15 protein-coding genes are annotated in these 19,263 nt (G+C 67.8%); 4 read left to right on the top strand and 11 right to left on the bottom strand.

All coding sequences use genetic code 11. From position 1 onward, the window contains the following. Positions 1-122 precede the first annotated feature (122 nt). The 3 genes from QRO95_RS21540 to QRO95_RS21530 all read right to left on the bottom strand — a co-directional run bounded on the left by QRO95_RS21540 (position 123) and on the right by QRO95_RS21530 (position 3,120). Positions 123-1,772, bottom strand: coding sequence for a Na+/H+ antiporter (locus tag QRO95_RS21540; protein ID WP_032128751.1), 1,650 nt, complete (start codon positions 1,770-1,772; stop codon positions 123-125). Positions 1,773-1,889: 117 nt separating this feature from the next. Next, on the bottom strand, positions 1,890-2,678 hold the full coding sequence (locus tag QRO95_RS21535) for a dioxygenase (RefSeq protein ID WP_201118080.1): 789 nt from the start codon (positions 2,676-2,678) through the stop codon (positions 1,890-1,892). A gap of 31 nt (positions 2,679-2,709) precedes the next feature. Then, positions 2,710-3,120, bottom strand: coding sequence for a DoxX family protein (locus QRO95_RS21530; protein WP_285303445.1), 411 nt, complete (start codon positions 3,118-3,120; stop codon positions 2,710-2,712). A 96-nt stretch (positions 3,121-3,216) separates the two neighbouring features. Here QRO95_RS21530 and QRO95_RS21525 point away from each other — a divergent pair, with 96 nt between their 5' ends. Next, complete coding sequence (locus QRO95_RS21525) at positions 3,217-4,098, top strand: LysR family transcriptional regulator (protein WP_285303444.1); 882 nt, start codon at positions 3,217-3,219, stop codon at positions 4,096-4,098. Positions 4,099-4,193: 95 nt separating this feature from the next. Here QRO95_RS21525 and QRO95_RS21520 read toward each other — a convergent pair whose 3' ends face one another. Continuing rightward, positions 4,194-7,256 (bottom strand): EAL domain-containing protein, encoded by a 3,063-nt coding sequence (locus QRO95_RS21520; protein WP_285303446.1) that lies wholly within the window; start codon positions 7,254-7,256, stop codon positions 4,194-4,196. A gap of 176 nt (positions 7,257-7,432) precedes the next feature. On the opposite strand from QRO95_RS21520, the gene QRO95_RS21515 reads away from it, so the two are divergent. Beyond that, positions 7,433-9,544 (top strand): M13 family metallopeptidase, encoded by a 2,112-nt coding sequence (locus tag QRO95_RS21515; RefSeq protein WP_285303443.1) that lies wholly within the window; start codon positions 7,433-7,435, stop codon positions 9,542-9,544. A 170-nt stretch (positions 9,545-9,714) separates the two neighbouring features. Here QRO95_RS21515 and QRO95_RS21510 read toward each other — a convergent pair whose 3' ends face one another. Continuing rightward, positions 9,715-10,887 carry an MFS transporter gene (locus tag QRO95_RS21510; RefSeq protein WP_285303442.1) on the bottom strand — a complete coding sequence of 391 codons (1,173 nt, stop codon included), beginning with the start codon at positions 10,885-10,887 and terminating at the stop codon, positions 9,715-9,717. Continuing rightward, positions 10,884-12,098 (bottom strand): MFS transporter, encoded by a 1,215-nt coding sequence (locus QRO95_RS21505; protein ID WP_285303441.1) that lies wholly within the window; start codon positions 12,096-12,098, stop codon positions 10,884-10,886. The genes QRO95_RS21510 and QRO95_RS21505 overlap by 4 nt, the downstream gene beginning before the upstream one ends. 133 nt (positions 12,099-12,231) lie before the next feature. On the opposite strand from QRO95_RS21505, the gene QRO95_RS21500 reads away from it, so the two are divergent. Then, on the top strand, positions 12,232-12,819 hold the full coding sequence (locus tag QRO95_RS21500; RefSeq protein ID WP_285303440.1) for a TetR/AcrR family transcriptional regulator: 588 nt from the start codon (positions 12,232-12,234) through the stop codon (positions 12,817-12,819). A gap of 111 nt (positions 12,820-12,930) precedes the next feature. Here the strand turns inward: QRO95_RS21500 and QRO95_RS21495 are convergent, their stop codons facing one another. Next, positions 12,931-13,860, bottom strand: a complete 930-nt coding sequence (locus QRO95_RS21495; protein ID WP_285303439.1) for an oxygenase MpaB family protein — start codon at positions 13,858-13,860, stop codon at positions 12,931-12,933. A 309-nt stretch (positions 13,861-14,169) separates the two neighbouring features. Here QRO95_RS21495 and QRO95_RS21490 point away from each other — a divergent pair, with 309 nt between their 5' ends. After that, a complete protein-coding gene (locus tag QRO95_RS21490; protein WP_032128761.1) occupies positions 14,170-14,784 on the top strand; it encodes a hypothetical protein in 615 nt (204 codons plus the stop codon). A gap of 39 nt (positions 14,785-14,823) precedes the next feature. Here QRO95_RS21490 and QRO95_RS21485 read toward each other — a convergent pair whose 3' ends face one another. The 4 genes from QRO95_RS21485 to QRO95_RS21470 all read right to left on the bottom strand — a co-directional run bounded on the left by QRO95_RS21485 (position 14,824) and on the right by QRO95_RS21470 (position 19,068). Then, positions 14,824-15,168 carry a hypothetical protein gene (locus QRO95_RS21485; RefSeq protein WP_032128762.1) on the bottom strand — a complete coding sequence of 115 codons (345 nt, stop codon included), beginning with the start codon at positions 15,166-15,168 and terminating at the stop codon, positions 14,824-14,826. An 18-nt stretch (positions 15,169-15,186) separates the two neighbouring features. Beyond that, positions 15,187-15,957 carry a LytTR family DNA-binding domain-containing protein gene (locus QRO95_RS21480; RefSeq protein WP_032128763.1) on the bottom strand — a complete coding sequence of 257 codons (771 nt, stop codon included), beginning with the start codon at positions 15,955-15,957 and terminating at the stop codon, positions 15,187-15,189. Next, complete coding sequence (locus QRO95_RS21475) at positions 15,947-17,206, bottom strand: sensor histidine kinase (protein WP_049398329.1); 1,260 nt, start codon at positions 17,204-17,206, stop codon at positions 15,947-15,949. Before QRO95_RS21475 ends, QRO95_RS21480 begins: the two co-directional genes overlap by 11 nt. Positions 17,207-17,418: 212 nt before the next feature. Next, positions 17,419-19,068 (bottom strand): M28 family metallopeptidase, encoded by a 1,650-nt coding sequence (locus QRO95_RS21470; RefSeq protein WP_285303438.1) that lies wholly within the window; start codon positions 19,066-19,068, stop codon positions 17,419-17,421. Positions 19,069-19,263 lie beyond the last annotated feature (195 nt).

The raw sequence follows: 19,263 nt of genomic DNA, 5'->3' as shown, positions 1-19,263 counted from the left end.
GGCTCCTACATACCGCGTAGGAGCCGGGAGGAACATACAAGCCATGCTCGACTGCTTTCCGTTCCGGGTTCATGACGCCTGGGGCAAGAGCAGTCGAGCATGGCTCGACTCTACATTCGGCGTCACTCGCGCTTGCGCGATTCCAGCAGGTCCAGGTTGCGGATCAGGCGCCGCGAGATCTCATCGGAGATCACCCCGCGCCGGGTCAGCCGGAACAGCTCCTCGCGCTCGGCATTGAGGCCGGCGCTGCGCAGCTGGCGGTAGCCCAGTTCCATGCGCCGCACCTTCTCCGGGTCCACGTCGGGCCCGTCGCTGTCCTTCTCCAGGTGGCGCTGGTACAGCAGGCTGACCCGCGAGGCGGCATCGTTGTACAGCTGCACGTTCTCGGTGTTCTGGTTCATCACCATCTGCTGGCGCATGCGCTCGACCCCGGCCAGTGCGGCCTTCGACGACAGCCGGCGCGCCAGATCCTCTTCCTTGCGCTCACCCGAATCGGACGGCAGCTGCAGGCCTTTCAACAGCCGCGGCAGCGCGATGCTGGCGCCCAGCAGCGAGAACAGGATCACCGACGCGGCCAGGAAGATCACCAAGTCACGCGCCGGGAATGCACTGCCGTCGGGCAGGAACAGCGGCAGGGTCAACACGCCGGCCAGGGTAATCGCACCGCGCACGCCGGCCACCGAGGTCGCCACCACGATGCGCCAGTTCGGCGCCTCGCCCCGCTCCAGGCCGCGACGACGCGCGCGCAGCAGGTTCCAGCGCAGCGACAGCCACACCCACAGCAGGCGCAGCACGACCAGTGCCAGATTGATCACCACCACATACACCAGCAGCCACCACGCACTCTGGTGGCCGGTCTCGTTCATGGTGGTGGTGGCGCGTTCGACAATGCCCGGCAGCTGCTCGCCCAGCAGCACGAACATGATGCCGTTGAAGCTGAACTGCAGCATGTTCCAGACCCCGGCGCGCTGCACGCGCATGCTGCCGGAGACGCGTCCGGTCAGCTCGACATAGCTCATCGCGATACCGGCGGCGACCGCGGCGAGGATGCCCGAGGCATGGATCTCTTCGGCCAGCAGGTAGGCCGCGAACGGAATGAGCAGGTTGACCAGCATCGCCGCGCCCGGCTCTTCGCCGAAGCGGCGCCACAGCCAGCGCTGGAAGGTCGACACGCCCAGCGTCACCGCCACGCCCACGGCGAGGCCGGCCACCGCCACCCACACGAAGGTCAGCGAGGCGGTGGCCAGCGAGAAGGTGCCGGTCATCACTGCCGCCACCGCGAAGCGGAAGCAGACCAGGCCCGAGGCATCGTTCAGCAGCGACTCGCCCTCAAGGATGTGCATCAGGCGCTTGGGAATCGGCGCCTTGGAGGCGATCGCCCCGACCGCCACCGGGTCGGTCGGCGACACGATGGCCGCCAGCGCGAAGCACACCGCCAGCGGCATCACTGGAATCAGCCAGTGGATGAGGAAGCCGGCGCCGATGACGGTGAACACCACCAGGCCGAACGCCAACTCGAGGATCGCGCCCTTGTCGCGGAACAGGCCCTGTTTGGGAATACGCCAGCCATCCAGGAACAGCAGCGGCGGCAGGAACAGCAGGAAGAACACCTCCGGCTCCAGCGCGTGGCCGCGGTTGAACACGCCGGCGATGACCGCACCCAGGCCGATCTGCACCAGCGGCAGCGGCAACGAGAACGGCAGGACACGAACCAGGTAGCCGCTGGCGACAACGGCCACCAGCATCGCCAGGACGACTTCAATGGTATGCATGCTTCTTCCAGGAAGCGGCGCGCGGGGAGGCTCGCAAGCCAGCGCCGGAAACCCGGAAAAAACTACCACATGCGGCCATGACCGCGACGGCCGGGGCCGCCGCGCGTCAGCCCCGGCTCATGCCCCGTCGAAGCGGTACAGATCCATGGCGAGGAAGCCGGCATCGATACCAGCGTCGATGCGGCGTGCACCGAAGCCGCCCTCTCCGGCCGCGCCCATCGCGAAAAACAACGGCAGCAGGTGCTCGTCGGTCGGGTGCGCACGTTCGGCGAATGGCGCCTGCCTGCGGTAATCCAACAGGGCCTGGCGGTCATTGGCGGCCAGACGCTGCTCCACCCACTCGATGAAGGGCCGCACGTACGGCGCTTCCTTGCCGTCCTGGTAGTCCCCCCAGTCGTGCAGGTTGTGGGTGATGCTGCCCGAGCCGACCAGCAGCACGCCCTGCTCGCGCAGCGGCGCCAGCGCACGGCCCAGCGCGAACTGGTGCTCGGGCCCGAGCAGTGGCTGGATCGACAGCGGCACCACCGGGATGTCGGCCTGCGGGCGCAACAGCCGCAGCGGCACCCATGCACCGTGGTCGAGGCCACGCTGCGGGTCGAGTGCCACCGGCAGGCCAGCGGCGGCGATGCGGCCGGCCACCTCTTCGGCCAGCGCCGGATCGCCCGGCGCCGGGTACTGCAGTTCAAACAGCGCGCGCGGGAAGCCGCCGAAGTCATGGATGGTCGGTGGCTGCGGATGCGCGCCGACCAGCGGCTGCCGGCCCAGCCAGTGCGCCGAGGCCATCACGATGGCGCGCGGCGTCGGCAAGTCGCGCGCCAGCTCGGCCAGGCGCACGCCAACCTGGCCCGGATGCAGGGCGGTCATCGGCGAACCATGCGAGATGTACAGCGAAGGCAGGCGGGACATGGAATTCTCCAGTTGCAGGGTCAGGCGGCGATCAGCGCGAACGCAGGGTCCACTTGCCATCGTCGACCAGGAACAGCACTACCAGCGCCAGTGCCCAGAACGCCGGGTATTCCCAGCCGCCGCCGGCATTGGCGAAACCGAAGCCGTTGGCGCCGTGCACGGTGACGATGGTGCCCAGCAGCAGCGGCACACCGACAAGGCCCACCCAGCGTGCGTAGATGCCCAGCAGGAGCGCGACGGTGATCACCAGCTCGACGCCGATGGTGAGGTAGCCGAGCACGCCGGGCAGGCCCAGCGACTCGAAGAACGCCGCCGTGCCGGCCGGGGTGAATACCAGCAGCTTGGTCAGCGCATGGACCAGGAACAGCACGCCCAGGGCCAGGCGCAGCAGGGTGGCGCCGTACGGGGCCAGCGGCGAAACAGGAGCGGTCGTGGTGTGCATGGGGAAACACCTTGAAGGGAGTGGGCACAGGTTATTGCGCCTTCGTGGACCAATAAATACGATGGATTGACCGTATTTATTTCAAAAGGCGCAACAATGGACACCCTCGAGGCGATGCGCGTGTTCGTGGCGGTGGTCGAGCGCAACGGCTTCAGTGCCGCCGCCCAGGCCCTGGATATGTCCACTGCCGGCGTCACCCGCCAGGTCGCCGCGCTGGAAAAGCGCCTGTCCACCCGCCTGCTCCACCGCACCACGCGCCGGGTCAGCCCGACCAGTGCCGGCGCGGCCTACTACGCCCAGTGCGTGCGCCTGCTGGCCGAGTTCGACGCGCTGGAGGCCAGCATCGGCGCGCAGGCGCTGGAGCCCTCCGGCACGCTGCGCATCAACGCACCGGTCAGCTGGGGCATCGCCCGCCTCGGCCCGCTGCTGGCCAGCTACCGCGAACGCTTCCCGCAGGTGGAACTGGACCTGGCCCTGTCCGACCGGCTGGTGGACATGGTCGAGGAAGGCTACGACGTCGCCATTCGCATCACGCGCGAGCCGGGGCCGACGTTGATCGCGCGACGTCTGGGCGAATCGCGGGTGAGCCTGTGCGCCGCGCCGGCCTACCTGGCCGCACGCGGTACGCCACAGACGCCGCAGGAGCTGCAGGCACACGCCTGCCTGAGCTACAGCTACTGGGCCGCCGGCGACCATTGGCCGCTGCAGGGGCCGGGCGGCGAAGTGAAGGTGGCGGTGAGCAGCCTGCTGCACGCCAACAACGGCGACGTGCTGCGCGAAGCAGCAATCGCCGGCATGGGCGTGATCCTGCAGCCCGATTTCCTGCTGGAAGCCGCGCTGGCCGATGGCCGCCTGGTGCGCATCCTGCCCGAGTGGGAGGCCTCGCCGATCGGCATCTTCGCGGTCTATACCAGCCGCAGCCATCTGGCACCGAAGGTGCGCAGTTTCATCGACCACCTGGTGGAGGCCGGGGTGTAGCCGAGTCTGGCGCTTGCCGGTAGTGCCGGCCGCTGGCCGGCAATCAGACACATCCCGGTCCTGGGCGAATGCCGGCCAGCGGCCGGCACTACCACTTAGGCGGCAACCTCATCCAGCGCGTCGATGATCTGTTCCAGCGGCGCCGGCCGGCCCAGCAGGTAGCCCTGCACCTGGTCGCAGCCATGCGCAGCCAGCCAGTCCAGCTGCCCCGGCGTCTCCACACCTTCGGCAATGATGGTCAGGCCCATGCTATGGCCCAGTGACAGCAGCGCACGGCAGATCGAGGCATTGCGCGGATTGGTTTCCACGTCGGCGACGAAGCTGCGGTCGATCTTCAGGATGTCCAATGGCAGGTGCTGCAGGTAGGACATGCTGGAATAGCCGGTACCGAAGTCATCCAGCGACACGCTGATGCCCTGCTCGTGCAGGCGTTGCATGGTCTGCATCGCCTGCGCCGGCTTGCGCATCAGGCTGCTCTCGGTCAGCTCCACGTGCAGCGCGCCGCGGGCCAGGCCGAACTCCTGCTGCGCGCGGGTGAACTCGGCCACCAGGTCGCTGTTGAAGAACTGCACCGCCGATACATTGACCGCGATCGGCAGCTCGCCCCAACCGGCCTCGACCAGCCGGCGCTGCGCCTTCGCCGCCGCACGGATCACCCAGCGGCCCAGCGCCAGGATCAGCCCGGTGTCCTCACACAGCTGGATGAACTCGTTGGGCGGGATGAAGCTGCCATCGGCCTGCGGCCAGCGCAGCAGGGCCTCCAGCGCGGCCGGACTGCCATCGCTGGCGTGCCGGATCGGCTGGAAATACAGCTGGAACTCGTTGTCGATGGCGGCGTGGATGCGTCCGGCCAGGCGCAGGCGATCGGCCAACCGCGTGGTCACCGCCGCGTCGAACCAGACCACCACATTGCCTTCGGCGCGCGCGGCATGCGCGGCCTGTGCGGCCATGCCGATCACCTGCTCGGCGCTGTGGCCGTCGCCGGCAATGTGCACGGCCACGCCGATGCGCGGCTCGAACTGGTGCAGCGAATCCTTGCCGCGCATCGGCGCCGACACGATCTGCAGCAGGTCGTCCAGCACGCGCTGGGTATCGTGCTCGGCACCGATGGCGAACACGAAGTCCTCCGCCGGCTGGAATGCCAGCGTGCCGCAGCGCGCGCCCAGGCCACCGAGGCGGGTCGCCATCGACTGCAGCACCGCATCGCCGATCTCGCGGCCCAGCGTATCGGCCACCAGCTGCAGGCCGCGCAGCTGCACGAACGCGATGGTGTAGCCCTCCTGCTGCTCGTCCAACTGCTCGGTCAGCGCGCGCACATTGAGCAGGCCGGTGGCCGGGTTGTGCCGCGCCTGGTAGGCTAGGTCGCGCTCGTAGGCCAGCCGTTCGCTCACATCCTCGGCCAGCACCAGGCAGGCGGGCTGGCCATCGAAATCGAGCTTGGACAGGTGTGCGCGCACTTCGAACACACTGCCGTCCTTGCGCCGGTGCAGGCGCACGGTGGCATCCTGCAGCTCGCCGACACGGGCCTTGGCGATCGCACCCTTCACCTCGTCCCAGCCTTCGCGCGGGCGGATGTCGAGGATGCTCATCGCCAGGAATTCCTCGCGGCTGTAGCCGTACTGGCGCACGGCGGCATCGTTGACCTCGATGAAGCGCAGCGTATCCGGATCGAACACCCAGAACGGTGCTGGATTGCGGTCGAACAACAGGCGGAAGCGGCGTTCCACTTCGCTCATCTGCTCGCGGGCCTGGTAGCGTTCGCTCAGGTCGGTCAGCGCACCGATCATGCGGCGCTCGCTGTCGGCCACCTCCACCCGCTGCCCGCGTGCACCCACCCAGCGCACTGCGCCTCCGGGCAGTACCAGGCGGAACACTTGGTCGAGCACCGCGCCACCGGCGAAGGCCTGGTCGAAGGCCTGCTGCAGGCGCGCTGCATCATCACGATGCACGCGCGCGAAGAAATCGGCCACCGGCAGCGCATCGGTCTGCACGCCGAAGATCTCACGCGCCAGCGGTGACCAGCGCAACAGTGCGGCATCCTCGTCCACGTACCAGGTGCAGACGCGCCCGACCTGGTGGGCCAGGCGCAGCTCGGCATGCCCGGTCTTCAGCTCCTCCGCCATCGACTGCTGGCGGCGGGTGCTGCGGCGCACCGCGTACAGCAGGACCAGCAGCACCCCGACGTAGGCCAGCACGATCGCCACTGACGCCTGCAGGTAGGGCCACCATGGCGCCAGCACGTCCTCATCGGCCAACCCGACCTGCACCGCCAGCGGGCTGCGCTCCAGCGTGCTGATGGTGATGATGCGCTGCACACCATCGACCGCGCCCGGCAGGCTGCCCAGCTCGACCACGGCCTGCTTGCCGAGCAGGTCGCGATGCGGGAGATCGTAGCGACGGCCGACCGTACCGTGCGGGTCCGGTACGCGGGCCAGCATGTAGCCTTCCGCATCGCTGATCGACACCAGCCCGTTCGGGCCAACATCGAGGCCGCCGATGATGCGCTGCAGTTCGCCGCAGCGCAGCCGCGCCAGCAACCAGCGGTCACCGGCCATCGGCAGCGCCAGCGGCACCACCCAGCCACCGTCGCTGGCGCGCAGCGGCGGGCCGATGTACAGCGAACTGCCCAGGCCGCGGCGCTGCGGGTCGGTCCACAGCGGCAGGTTCAGGTCACCTTTGCCGGCCGTCAGGGCGCGGCCATAGCTGTCCAGCACCACGATGCTGTGCAGCTCGGCATGCCGGCGCAGCACGCCGCCGATGGAGGCATCAAGCAGCGCCGGCGCCTGCGCGGGCACGCTGCGGAACACTTCAACGGCATCGGCGGCGATGCCGGACATCGCCCGCTCCAGGTTGCGCAGCTCCAGCGCCAGCAGGCGCTCGCTGCCCACCGCCAGTGCACGGCTCTGGCGCTGTGCGGCCTCCAGCCGGCGGTGATGGTCGTTGGCCAGCATGGTGGTCAACCCGGCCACCAGCAGAATGCCCAGCAACACCCCGCCCCAGGTAATGGCGCGCAGCGGCCGGGCCAACGCCCGTTTCAGCGCGGGCATCGGTTGGTCTTCCTTGTGCAGTCGGCTGGCTTCATGCGCGAACGAATCCTCCACATCCCCGACCTCAACGGCCGGCGGACGCCATTCTTGACGCCTGACCCGCCCCCGCATGGCCACCTCCCCGTGTCCGCGCAGGGCTCCTGAGGCCAGCATGCACCACACCGGTGACGGCGTGAAGATCGCTTCCGCGCGTTCAGCCAGATCCCGCACAGGGCGGGCGGCACTACGGGAGGGCCAGCCGGGGCGGAGCGGATTAGACTTGGGGTTTTCCGCTGCAAGAGAAGTCCATGTCCAAGCTGCGCCGTCCCACCCTGGCACTGGCCATCGCTGCCAGCCTGTCCCTGGCCGCCTGCGACCGCCCGGCCGATCCGGCTGCCGGCACCGCCGCGCCTGCCGATGCCGCACCTGCGGCCGCCAAGCCGATGCTGGGCAGCTTCGGCTTCGATGCCAGCGGCATGGACCGCAGCATCAACGCCGGCGATGATTTCTTCGGCTTCGCCAACGGCACCTGGGTGAAGAACACCGAGATCCCGGCCGACCGCTCGCGCTTCGGCAGCTTCAACGTCATCGCCGAGAAGACCCTGGCCGACACCCGCGCCATTCTCGAAGGCGCCGCCGGCAACACCCAGGCCAGCGGTGACGACAAGCTGATCGGCGACTACTACGCCGCCTACATGGACGAAGCCGGCATCGAGCAGCACGGCATCGCGCCGGTGCAGCCGCAGCTGAAGGCCATCGATGCGATCGCCGACAAGGCCGGGCTGGCCCGTGCCCTCGGCGGCGACGTGCGTGCCGATGTCGACCTGCTCAATGCGACCAACTTCTACACCGACCGCCTGTTCGGCCTGTGGGTGTCGGTGGACCTGCTGCAGCCGGACCGCAACGCGCCCTACCTGGTGCAGGGCGGCCTGGGCATGCCCGACCGTGACTTCTACCTGGGCGGCGGCCGCATGGCCGAGCTGCGCAAGCAGTACCAGGCCTACATCGCACAGATGCTGCAGCTGGCCGGTGTCGCCGATCCGGCGGGTAAGGCGCAGCGCATCCTCGCGCTGGAGACGAAGATCGCGCAGGCGCACGCCACCCAGGAAGAAACCAATGATGTGACCAAGGGTGCCAATCCCTGGACCCAGGCCGACTTCAATGCCAAGGCGCCGGGCATGGACTGGAACGCCTTCCTCGACGCGGCCGCGCTGGGCAAGCAGCAGGACTTCATCGTCTGGCAGCCCAAGGCCGTGGCCGGCCTGTCCAAGCTGGTCGCCACCGAGCCGCTGGATGTCTGGAAGGATTACCTGGCCTTCCACGCGCTGGACCGCGCCGCTGCCTACCTGCCGAAGAAATTCGCCGATGCCCGCTTCGCCTTCCACGGCACCACGCTGAGCGGCACGCCGCAGCAGAGCGACCGCTGGAAGCGTGCAGTGGACGACGCCAACCATGCCATCGGCGAAGCGATCGGCAAGCGTTACGTCGAGAAGCACTTCGACGCCAAGACCAAGGAACGCGCGGACGAGATGGCGAAGAACATCATCGCCGCCTTCGCCAAGCGCATCGACGCGCTCGCGTGGATGTCGCCGCAGACCAAGGCCAGCGCCAAGGCCAAGGTGGCCGGCCTGACCGTGGGCATGGGTTACCCGGAAAAGTGGCGTGATTACACCGGCCTGGAGATCCGCCGTGATGACGCGCTGGGCAATGCGCAGCGCGCCGAACTGTTCGAGTACCAGCGCAACATCGCCAAGCTGGGCAAGGCGGTCGACCACAGGGAGTGGGCGATGCTGCCGCAGACCATCAACGCGATGAACGTGCCGCTGGAGAACCGCCTGGTGTTCCCGGCCGCGATCCTGCAGCCGCCGTTCTTCGACGGTGCTGCCGACGATGCGGTGAACTACGGCGCCATCGGCGCAGTGATCGGCCACGAGATCAGCCACGGCTTCGACAACGCCGGTGCGCTGTTCGACGAGACCGGCAAGCTGCACAACTGGTGGACCGCTGAAGACCTGAAGCAGTTCAACGCCGCTGGTGATGCGCTGGCCGCACAGTTCAGCAGCTACGAGCCGTTCCCGGGCGTGCATGTGAACGGCAAGCTGACCCTGGGCGAGAACATCGCCGACGTGGCTGGCCTGGGTACCGCCTACGATGCCTACCAGCTGTCGCTGCAGGGCAAGCCGGGCCAGACCCTGGAAGGCTTCACCCCCGACCAGCGTTTCTTCCTCGGCTTCGCCCAGGCCTGGCGCAGCAAGAGCCGCGAGCAGGCGCTGCGCAACTCGCTGCTGACCGATGTGCATGCACCGGGCCAGTTCCGCGCACTCACCGTGCGCAACATCGACGCCTGGTACCCGGCGTTCGAAGTGAAGGAAGGCCAGAAGCTGTACCTGGCCCCGGACAAGCGGGTCAAGGTGTGGTGATGTAACCGGAACGGGCGCCGCAAGGCGCCCGTTTCATTTCCCAGTAGCTGCCAACCCGGGTTGGCACATGCCCCGCTCTGGTAGCTGCCAACCTTGGTTGGCACATGCCTCGCTCTGGTGGGTGCCAACCTTGGTTGGCACGGGCGTGGGAATCCACGCATGGCGTGGATCTACCTGCGGGTGGTGGCAACCATCAGCAGAGCGCTCGCAGCCAACACCGCAGCAGCCCAAAGCGTGGCGTATGGCCCGACACCATCCAGCAGCCGTCCCCCGCCCCACGCGCCAAGTGCGATACCGATGTTGAACACGCCTACATACAGGGCGGTGGCGATCTCCACGGCCTGCGGCACCGCTTTCATCATCCAGCTCATCAGGCCCACCGATACGCCGCCATAGGCCAGGCCCCATAGCAGCAGCACCGCAATGCCACCGCTCGGCGTGCCCCCCAGCCACAGCAACAGCAGCGGCGTCAGCAGCAGGCCCGATGCGATCGCCAGCAACGTACCGCGCGGATGGCGCGCTGCCAGCGGCCCGGCAATGAAGTTGCCGGCGATGCCGGCCAGGCCGTAGGCAAACAGCAGTGCACCGATCCACGACGCCTCCACGCCCGAGACGGACGTCAGCAGCGGCCGCACGTAGGTGAAGGCGATGAAGTGCCCGGACACCAGCAGCACGGTCAGCCACAGCCCACGCCGCAAGTCGCGCTGGCCAAGCTGCTGCACGAACTGCCGCGGCCGCACCGATGTACTTACAGGTAACGCGGGAACCACCCGCAGATGCAGCAGCATTACCGCCGCACTGAACAACGCCATCGCTGCAAAGGCGCTGCGCCAACCCAATGCATCCCCGATCAGCGCGCCCAACGGAACACCCAGCACCGACGCTGCGGCCACGCCGCCGAAGATGATCGAGGTAGCCAGGCCGATGCGGTCAGCCGGCACCAGGCGCGCGGCCAGACCGCCGGCGATGGCCCAGATGCCGCCCATGCAGAACCCCACCAGCACCCGTGCGGCCAACAGCCAGCCGATGCCCGGTGCCAGCGCCGACGCGAGGTTGGCGACCAGCAGGAGCGCAAGCAGCGCGCACAGGATGCGACGGCGATCGATGCCACCGGCTGCGATCACCACCAGCGGTGCGAACACTGCCGCCAGCAGGGCCGGCAGCGAGATCATCAGGCCGGCGGTGCCGGTGGACGCGCCGAGATCTTCGGCGATCGGGGTCAGCAGGCCGACCGGCAGCATTTCGGTGGTGACCACCGAGAACGTGGCGAGGCCGACGGCGGAAACCGACCACCACGGATGACGAGGCACAGTCGCGGCGTGCGCAGGCGATGAAGCGCTCACGGGACGATTCCTTCAGGGGATGTGGTCGAGGCAGACGGGCGCAGTGCACGGTGTGCGAGCACGGCGAACAGCAGCACGCCACCGCCTGCCACCAGCGCAACAACAAAGCCGCTGCGCACGCCCCCCGCATCGACACTCCGCCCGGACAGCGCCGCGCCCAGCGCCACGCCGATGTTCAATCCGGCCAGCAACCAGGTCATGCCTTCGGTCAGGCGCGATTCGGGCACGTACTGTTCGACCAGCGACATCGCCACGATCATCGTCGGCGCGAAAAACACCCCGGCCAGCAACACGGCAACGGCCAGGGCAGGCAGGCTGCCGACCCACAGCAGCGGTAGCGTGGCCAATGCAGTGGCCGCTGCTCCGGTCAGCAACAGGCGCGGCAACGGGATCTGCAGCTTCAGCGCACCAAACAGCAGGCCCGCCGCGCAGCTGCCCAGCGCATAGGCCGACAGCACCCAACTGGCAGCCAGTGGCTGCCCGCGCTGTTCGGCGAAGGCCACGCTGGTGATGTCGACGGTACCGACAATCACACCCATCGCCAGCATCAGCAACGCCAGCATGCGGATCTCCGCTTGCCGCAGCAGCGAGCGCGAGGGTGTTGCGCCTTCGCAGTGCTGCAGCGGTGGTTCGGTACCGCGTTGCAGAACCAGTGCGGTCACCCCGAGCACCAGCAGCAGGGCGGCGGCCAGCACGCCGGCCTGCGGCCATACCGCCACCGACAACCCGACGGACAACGGTGGCCCGGCGATGAAGGTCACCTCGTCGAACACGGTCTCCAGCGAATACGCAGTCTGCAGCTGCGGGCATCCGCGATGGATCGCGGTCCAGCGCGCGCGCACCATCGCCGACATGCTGGGCATGCAACCGGCCAGCATCGCTGCAATGAACAGCGTCCAGTCCGGCGCGGCCAGCAGCGTGCACGCAAGCAGCAACAGCAACCCGGCCGCACTGGCCGCGGTGGCCCACGGCAGCACCCTGCCCTGCCCGCGCCGGTCGACCCAGCGCGATACCTGCGGCGACAGCAACGCGTAGGTCAGCACGAAGGTGGCCGACACCGCACCGGCCAGTGCATAGCTGCCGCGCAGCTGGGACAGCAGGGTGATGATGCCGATACCGGTCATCGGTAGAGGAAGGCGTGCCAGCAGCCCGGCCAGGGCGAGGCCGGCGGTGCCGGGGGCCGCGAACAGGTCGCGATAGGGGGTGGCCATCAGGTTCTCCAGGGCAGCGACTTGCCTGGCGCACCGGGCGCCACGACAATACATACAGAGCGTATGAATAAGAGGCTACATTCATACGAACCGTATGTAAATAATCATGCACTGTGTATGTAAGGAGCTCCGGATGGTTCGTCGCACCCGCGCCGAGATGGAAGAAACCCGCGCCACCCTGCTGGCCACCGCCCGCCGGGTGTTCAGCGCGCATGGCTATGCCGCCACCTCGATGGACGACCTGACAGCCCAGGCCGGGCTGACCCGCGGCGCGCTGTACCACCACTTCGGCGACAAGAAGGGTCTGCTGGCGGCTGTCGTCGCCCAGCTCGATGCCGAGACCGACCTGCGTCTGCAGGCGATCAGCGATGGCGCGGATGATGCCTGGGACGGCTTCGTGCAGCGTTGCCGCGCCTATCTGGAGATGGCACTGGAGCCGGAGATCCAGCGCATCGTGCTGCGCGATGCGCGCGCGGTACTGGGTGGCGCCTCACCGGAATCGCAGCGCCACTGCGTGCACTCGATGCAGCACCTGATCGAACATCTGGTGGCGCAGGGCGTGGTGGCAGCGGTGGATGCGCAGGCACTGGCGTCGCTGATCTACGGCAGCCTGGCCGAAGCCGCGTTCTGGATCGCCGAGGGCGAGGATGGCGACGCGCGCCTGCAGCAGGCGACGGCGGCGCTGGAGATGCTGTTGCGTGGGTTGAAGTCGGCCGGGTAACGCCCATCCACGCATGGCGTGGATCTACTGCGGAATCCGCTCTGGTAGAGGCCAACCTTGGTTGGCGCTTCTGCGGCACCGCGCGAAATGCGTGCCAACCAAGGTGGGCAGCTACCGGAGCATTTCGGGCCACCCGCGCAACACCGCCACCGGCACGCCCATGCGCGTGCAGGCGCGGCTGGCCAGGCCATCGGGCAGCGCGCGGCGGAACAGCGGCGCCATGCCCTGCATCAGCTTCGCCGACGCTGCAGCTTGTGCGCGCTGGCGCGCATTGCGTTCCAGCATGCCCTCGGCCCAGTCCGGCAGCAGCGCCGCACCGGCGCCGAGGAACACTTCGCGCGACAGGCCCGGCACCGGTACCGGCAGGCGCACGCCGGACAACACCTCCAGCACTTCGCGCGAGCGTTCGTCGACGCGCAGTTCCGGCTGCCGCGCGCAGAAGTACGCGGCCACTTCCGCTTCACTGCGCGGCACATCCACCGCACCCAGTGCCTCGGCCACGCAGCGGTACTCGTCGTAGTAGCGATCGGCGATGTGCGCCGGCACCTCGCGCCCGTAGCGGCGGAAGCCTTGCAGGAAGCCAAACGCCTCGGTCACGTGCACCCAGGTCAGCAGCTGCGGATCGTCCGCCGCATAGGGCTCCCCCTGCGCGGTCTGGCCGCGGATCTGCGCATGGATGCGGCGTACCTTGGCCACCAGCGCCTCCACCTCGCCGCTGGGCGCATAGCTGGTGCCGGCAACGAAGGCGGTGGTGCGGCGCAGGCGGCCCACCAGGTCCTGCCGGAAGTTGGAATGGTCGTAGACCCCGGCCAGTGCGCGCGGGTGCAGGGTCTGCAGCATCAGTGCGCACAGGCCACCGGCCAGCATCGACGGGAATTCCGCATGCAGCCGCCAGGTGACGCTGTCCGGGCCGAACCAGCCCGGGTCTCCCAGCGGGTGGTCGTAATCGATGCCGCTCTGGCCACGCGGGAAGGCCTCCAGTACCCAGCGCCGGATAGGCGCGGTGACGGGGCGGGAAAGTCGCTGCAGCAGAGCCGGCATCACAGGTCCAGGAAAGGCGGAAGAGCGGCCGCAGGTTGCGCGGTCGGCCCCGATTCTGGGCGATCACGACGCCGACGGCGAGTCTCCGCGCTCAGCCACGGTTTCATGTGCAGCCGCAGCACGTTTCACCCTGCGACATCCTGTCGCAGGCTGCGACCATGATGTTGCGATGCAACAACATTCACCCATTCAGACAAAACCCTTACGCCGCTAGGCATTGCGCCCATTGCACGGCTCGCTGGAAGTGCTAGAACTGAACCCGCCACACCGTCCAACGCTGATCGACGCACGTTCCACAAGGAGCCAGCCATGATTGCTTTGTTCAAGGGTTTGGGACTACTGCTTCGCGACAACGAGCTCTACAGCAGCCCGTTCGAAAAACAGGTCGCGCACTGGCGCAGCCTCAGCGAGCAGCAGATCCGCGATGAAGTGGCTGTGCTGGCCCAGGCCAAGTGCCAATGGCTGATCGCCTCGATCGTCGGCTGGCAGGCGGCCTCGCTGCTGATCCTCGGGCTGATCACCAACTACCTGTGGCGCGACGATTACCACATCACCTTCACCCGCGTGGTCGTGGTGTTCGGCTCATGGATCTCGATCCTGTTCGTGATCTGGTTCATGGCCAACATGTTCGACCGCACCGCCGGTTTCGAGCGTTGGATGAAGGCCTTCAACAGCCGCGCCCGCATCAGCTCCAAGGCCGACAGCGTCGAGAACGTGGCCGAGGCACTGGACCTGGCCGAGCACTACCCGGAAGTGCTGGACTACAAGCAGGCCGTCACCGCCAAGCGCGAGCTGCGCCATGAGGACATCCGCATCATGACCGAGATCGGGCGCATGAAGCAGCACTCAGAACTGGTCGGCCGCCTGAACCATGTGGGTGAGAACGAGCACCACCACGACCTGACACTGCAACCTGCCTACTGATCCTTCAGGGAAGCGGGGGGGCCCACAATGCCACCGTGATCACTCACGGTGGCATTGTTCTATCGGGTCCTGGCTGACGCATTGGTGGAAGCCCCTGGGCAGGTCACGCATCGCCTCGGTCTTTCCCACCGCCACCGCGAACCGACGCAACGGCGGCGTGGCACACGCGGCCCCGCTGCTGCATGCAGGGTCCAGCACCACGTAGTGGCAATGGCCACTGCTGCTGGCGATGCACTGGAACCGCGCCTCGCCATCGACCACGGTGCGTTTGCTGTACAGCGTATCCACGCCGTTGGCATTGGTACGGGTGATCGAGGTTTCGCTGGACTTCTCGCAGCCGGCCAATGACAGCGCAGCAACGCAGGCAAACAGGAACAGGCGCATGGTGCCTCCAGGGTGCGGCTACATGCCGCGGAACAGGCTCATGAAGGGTTGGCTGACCACCAGCGTCTCCGTACGCCCACGCAGGCGCAGCACCCCGCGCCCGGTATCGTCGCGGCTGACCGCTGCCACCGCCTTCATGTTGACGATGGTCGAGCGATGGATCTGGCGGAAGTGCTGCGGATCGAGCACTTCCAGCAGCTCGCGCAACGGTGTGCGCAGCAGGCTCTCACCGGCCGCGGTCATCACGGTGGTGTACTTGTTGTCAGCACGGAAGTAGGCCACGTCTTCCAGCATGATCAGCTGCGTCTCGCGGCCGTTGCTGGCGGTGATCCAGGCCAAGGGCGGGCGCTCTGCCGCCCTCTGCGACGGCCCCAGGCGCTGAAGCAGGCGTTCGAGTACGGCATCGTCCTGGCGCGTTGATGGCAGCCGCGACAGGATGCGTTCGCGCGTGGCCAGCAGGCGCTCATCGCTGACCGGCTTCAGCAGGTAGTCCATCGCACCCTGCTCGAACGCGTCGATGGCGTACTGGTCGTAGGCGGTAACGAACACCACCTGGGTGCGCGGGCTCAGTTCGGACAGCGAACGGGCCACTTCAATGCCACTGATGCCGGGCATGCGGATATCGAGGAAGGCGATGTCCGGCTGTTTCTCGGCCAGCTGTTCCAGCGCACTGGCGCCATCCTCGCACTCGGCCACCAGCTTCAGGTCCGGCCACAACCGGCCCAGCTGCTCGACCAGCGACTGCCGCAGCAGTTCCTCGTCTTCGGCAATGAGCGCCTCAAGCGGCATGGCTGCGCTCCTTGCTCGACTGCGGCAGGGTCATGGTCGCGGCCACGCCGCTGGGGAAGTTGGCGACGATCGCCACGCCGGCCTGTTCGCCGCAGGTCAGGCGCAGGCGCTCGCGCAGGTTCTTCAGGCCGATGCCGGTACCGCTGGTGCCCTGGCCGAAGCCGAGGCCATCGTCGGCCACCGTCACCGTTACATGGTCATCGAAGCCACGCGCCAGGATCCAGATCGTGCCACCGCCGGGCTTCGGTTCCAGGCCATGCTTGATCGCGTTCTCCACCAGCGTCTGCAACGCCATCGCCGGCAGCTGCACGCCGTGCAGTTCGTTCGGTACCTGCACCTCCACCCCCAGCCGTGCGCCCATGCGGATACGCAGGATCTCCAGGTAGGCACGGGTGCGCTCCAGCTCCACGCCCAGCGTGGACAGCGATTCGTCCACCTGTGGCAACGAGCTGCGCAGGTACTGGATCAGGTGGCCCAGCATCTGGTCGGCACGTGCCGGGTCGGTGCGGGTCAGCACCTGCGCGTTGGCCAGCGTGTTGTAGAGGAAGTGCGGTTCCACCTGCGCATGCAGCAGGTTCAACCGGGCCACCGACAGCTCCTTTTCCACCTGGGTCTGCTCAGCCGCGGCCTGCTCGTCGCGACGCTGGTCGGCAACACGGCGGCTGATCGCGCGGGTGACCGCTTCGGCGTTCTCGAAGTTGCTGCCCTCATCCAGTGCCAGCAGGTCGGCCCACCAGCCGGCATCCGGCTCAAACAACAGGGTGACGGTACTGGTGCCCTGCCCCGGCGTGACCGTCGCCAGCACGCTGTTGCGCTTGATCGCCAGCCGTGCCGGCAGATTCCAGCGCGATGGCTGGCGGCCGTTCCAGGCATCCACGCGGCGCACGTAGGCCCGCACCTGCAGGCTACCGGCCGAACTTTCCACGTCTTCAACGCGCGGCAGTTCAGCGATGGCCGCTTCCACCACCGAGAATGCCTGGCCGGCATCCATCGGCAGTTCCACCTGGCGGCGCTGGCGGCCGGAGAGCGTGGTCGAATCCAGCCGGCCGGCGACCAGCCAGACGCGGCGTACATGGGTAATCGCGCTGCCCAGCGCGGAAATCATCAGGAACATCACCAGCAGCCCGAACACCCAGCCAGGGCCGTCGTTCATGCCGCTGAAAATGCCGCTCCAGACCATGCCGGCGACGAACAGCGCCGCAGCCCAGGCCAGCAGGTGACGAAGCAGGAGAGAGAGGCTGGCGAACACGGCGGCGCCTTGGAGGAAGGGGGTGAGCCGAGCATAGGGCGGCCCGCCGGGCAAACAAGCGGGTTGCGACGAAGGGCCGGAAAGCGGGGATGGAAGCCATTCTGGTAGAGCCGGCCGCTGGCCGGCTCCCCATGACCTCCACAAGCATCACAAGGTTGCCGGCCAGCGGCCGGCACTACCCGGGAGGCGCCGGGCGAACCCGGCGCATTCCCTTACTTGCGCTGGTCGGCGCTGGCGTCACGCACGGCGCGGAACGATTCGTCCTTGCTCCAGTTCGGCCAGCTGCGCGAGTTGGCCAGCTGGTTGCCCAGCGTGTACAGCACTTCCAGGTCGCGGGCGGCACCGGCGAACACCCAGTCCGGCTGCCACTCGTCGCCCTGCTGGTGGTAGCGCTTGGCGGTGTAGTCCTCAGAGGCCTTCTTGCCTGCGGCCACGCCACCGTCCACCCAGTCCTGGCCGGCCGACCAGGACAGCGCCGGCACGCCACGCTTGGCGAACGGGAAGTGATCGGAGCGGAAGAACAGGCCCGCTTCCGGCTTCGGGTCCGGCGTGTAGCGGATATCCCAGCCCTTGGCCACGTCCTTCAGCTGGTCCAGCAGCTCGAAGCGCGCGGCACCGTAGATGCCGAAATCACGCGACGGCCCGAACGGCGCCATGCCATCCATGTTGATCACCGCCACGGTCTTTTCCAGCGGATACAGCGGATGGGTGGCGTAGTACTCCGAACCCAGCAGGCCCTTTTCCTCGGCGGTGACCGCCAGGAACAGCAGCGAACGCTGCGGGCGCTTGGCCTTGGCGAAGCCACGGGCCAGTTCGATCAGCGATGCGGTGCCACTGGCGTTGTCCAGAGCGCCATTGAAGATCCGGTCGCCACGTGCGTCGGGCTCGCCCACGCCGATGTGGTCCCAGTGCGCGCTGTAGACGATGGTCTCGTCCGGGTGGCTGCTGCCCTCCAGGCGTGCGGCCACGTTGTGCGAGGTGATCACTTCGGTCTTCACCGCGTACTTCGCGTCCAGGCTGGCGCCGGTCAGCGGCACCGGGGTGAAGTCGCGCTGCTGCGCCTTCTTCTTCAGCGCCTCGAAGTCCTGCCCGGCCGAGCGGAACAGCTCCACGGCCAGGTCGCGCTGGATCCAGCCTTCCAGCAGCGGGTGGCTGTCGGCCGGGTTGTCGCGCACCACATCGAACATGGTGTTGGTGTTGGAACCGGCAACGGTGGCCCAGCCGTACGACGCCGGTGCGGTCTCGTGCACGATCAGCACGCCCAGCGCGCCCTGGCGGGCGCCTTCTTCGTACTTGTAGGTCCAACGGCCGTAGTAGGTCATGCCCTTGCCGTCGAAATCACCCTGGCCGCTCTCGAAGTCCGGGTCGTTGATCAGCACCACGGCGATCTTGCCCTTCAGGTCCACGCCCTTGAAGTCATCCCAGTTGCGCTCCGGGGCCTTCACGCCGTAGCCGAGGAACACCAGCGGGGCCTTGCTGATGTCGACGTTGCTGGCGCCGTTCATGGCAGCGCGCACGGCGATCTGCTTGCCCTGTTCCAGCGCAACGGTCTTGCCGCCCTGGTGCAGCGCCAGCTGCGGTGCGCCGACGATGTCGCCCTTGCGCAGCGGCACGGCCTGGGTCCACAGGCGCTTGCCATCCTTGAGGTCACCGCCCGGCTGCAGGCCGGCGTCGGCGAACTGCTTGCTGAGGAAGGCGATGGTCTTCTCTTCGCCGGCGGTGGCCGGGGAGCGGCCTTCGTAGGCGTCGGAGGCCAGTTCCTTGACGTCGGCGGAGATCCGCGCGCCATCGAATTTCGGGGTGGCCGCCATCAGTGCGCTCGACACCGACAGGGCCAGCACGCCCAGTACCACTCGTTTCATTGCTCTCTCCAGCAGGGAAATCCTTCTGGAGTGTAAGGGGTTCGGCAGGGCTGCGCCCTGCACCTGCCGAAGCCAGGGCAACAGCAACAGCAACAGCCGAAGCAACAGCGGGAGCTGGCTTCCTCAGGGTAGGCGGGGTAGGTCCGGTTGCGGGGGACGCTGCAAGTACGTCCATGTAAGCTCGGTCGCCGCATC

Origin of the sequence: Stenotrophomonas maltophilia group sp. Smal13 (assembly GCF_030236855.1) — a bacterium.
Classification (GTDB): domain Bacteria; phylum Pseudomonadota; class Gammaproteobacteria; order Xanthomonadales; family Xanthomonadaceae; genus Stenotrophomonas; species Stenotrophomonas maltophilia_A.
Note: the sequence above shows the minus strand (reverse complement) of the source record. Positions and strands in the feature narration are given on the sequence as shown.